2 protein-coding genes are annotated in these 1,897 nt (G+C 68.5%); both read right to left on the reverse strand.

The window, feature by feature from the left end; all coding sequences use genetic code 11:
* On the reverse strand, window positions 1-1,036 hold a 1,036-nt coding region (locus VF497_RS03640), incomplete at its 3' end, for a serine/threonine-protein kinase (RefSeq protein ID WP_330886278.1).
* 138 nt (window positions 1,037-1,174) lie between these two features.
* Window positions 1,175-1,897: peptide chain release factor N(5)-glutamine methyltransferase (prmC, locus tag VF497_RS03645; RefSeq protein WP_330886279.1), on the reverse strand; the 723-nt coding region annotated here is incomplete at its 5' end.

Consider the following 1,897-nt stretch of genomic DNA (forward strand, 5'->3'; position numbering starts at 1 on the left):
CCGCGCGCCGTCCTGCGTCGCGGCCGACGGCGCGATAGCTGCCGGTTTCGCCGAGATCGTCGAGGCGTCCGAGTGCGGGGTCGGTGCGGTGATGCAGTGCCGCCACCGGCGTGGTCGGACGCGTCGAGCCGGACACCGGCCGCTCGTCGTCGATGAACGTGGTGGGATGTGCCCCGCCGAAACGCAGGTCGTCCGTATTCGCGGCAACCGTGTCCGCAAGTTCCGGATGTTCGCCCGCGGCGATCGCGCGTTCGAGCCGCTCGATCGCTTCGGCGAGCTGGCGGCCGTTCTGGTAGCGGTCGTCCGGCTGCTTGGCGAGCATGCGCGCGAGGATCGGCTGCAGCGTCACCAGATTCTCCGGCAGCACCGGCACCGGTTCGGTGATGTGCATGATGCCGACCGCAAGCGAATCCTCGGCGTGGTACGGCACGCGCCCGATCAGCATCTCGTAGAGCACGACGCCGAGGCTGTAGAGGTCGGCGCGACCGTCGACCGATTTTCCGCGCGCCTGCTCGGGGCTCATGTAGTGCGGCGTGCCGATCACCGCGCCGGTGCGCGTCATGCGCGCGGCCGAGTCGAGCGCACGGGCGATGCCGAAATCGGTCAACGCGGAGGAGCCGTCCTCGCGCAGGAGGATGTTGTCCGGCTTGACGTCGCGGTGGACGAAGCCCTTGGCGTGCGCGTAGTCGAGCGCGAGCGCGATCTCGCGCGTAACGCGCAGCGCGAACGCGAGCGGCCGCGCGGTGCCGTCGCGCGGCAGCACGGCACCACCGCCGAGATATTCCATCGCGATGTAGTTGTAGTCGCCGCTGCGCGCGACGTCGTGGATGCCGACGACGTGGCGGTGGTGCAGCTTCGCCGCGATCCGCGCCTCGCGCAGGAAACGCTCGGAAAAGTCCGGATCGGCGAGCAGTGCCGGCGACATCACCTTGAGCGCGACTTCGCGCTGCACCGATTCCTGCGTGGCGAGGTACACGGTGGCCATGCCGCCGCGGCCGAGTTGGCGCAGGATTTGGTAACCGGGTAGTTCGATCAAGTGTCCGTCCCGCCGCGCAAACAAGACCCGCGGCGTGGTTTGCTGGTGACGTCCAAGCTTAGCATGCCATTGCCGTGCCGACCGCTCAATGCAGGCTCGACAAATCCACTGCGGCCGAGCATGCGACCGCTTCATCGTTCATGCAGTATCACCCGCATACCTCGCGCCGGTGACCCGGTCGCGTGCCTCGATGTCGCGCACCGTCGCTGCGTCGACGTAGCCGTGCACAGCGAGAATGTCGCGCACGGCCGCGCCCTGGTCGTAGCCATGTTCGAACAGCAGCCAGCCACCGCGCACGAGGTGGCGGTGCGCATCGCGCGCGATCGTGCGGATCGCATCGAGGCCGTCGCTGCCTGAAGACAACGCGAGCGCCGGTTCGAAACGCAGGTCGCCTTGATCGAGATGCGCGTCGCCAAGTGCGATGTAAGGCGGATTGCTCGCGATCAGATCGAACTCGCGATCGTCGAGCGCCGCGCACCACTCGCCCTGCGCGAATTCGACGTTGGCGAGGCCGAGTCGCCGTGCGTTGCTTTCCGCAACTGCAAGCGCGGCGCCGCTCGCATCGGTCGCGAGCACGCGTGCGCGCGGGCGCTCGTGCGCTAGCGCAAGTGCGATCGCCCCCGAGCCGGTGCCGAGGTCGGCGATGCGCGCCTCGGCATCGTGCGCAATCTTTTCCAGAGCCAGTTCGACGAGCAGTTCGGTTTCCGGCCGCGGGATCAGCACATCGGGCGTGACGACGAGATCGAGCCCGAAGAACTCGCGCCGCCCGGTGATGTAGGCGATGGGTTCGCCCTCGGCGCGACGCGAGACATAGCAGCGGAATTGCCCCGCGAGCACCGCGGCGACCTCGTCGTCGGCGTG

The sequence above is a fragment of the Rudaea sp. genome, from assembly GCF_036383415.1.
Taxonomy (GTDB): Bacteria; Pseudomonadota; Gammaproteobacteria; order Xanthomonadales; family Rhodanobacteraceae; genus Rudaea.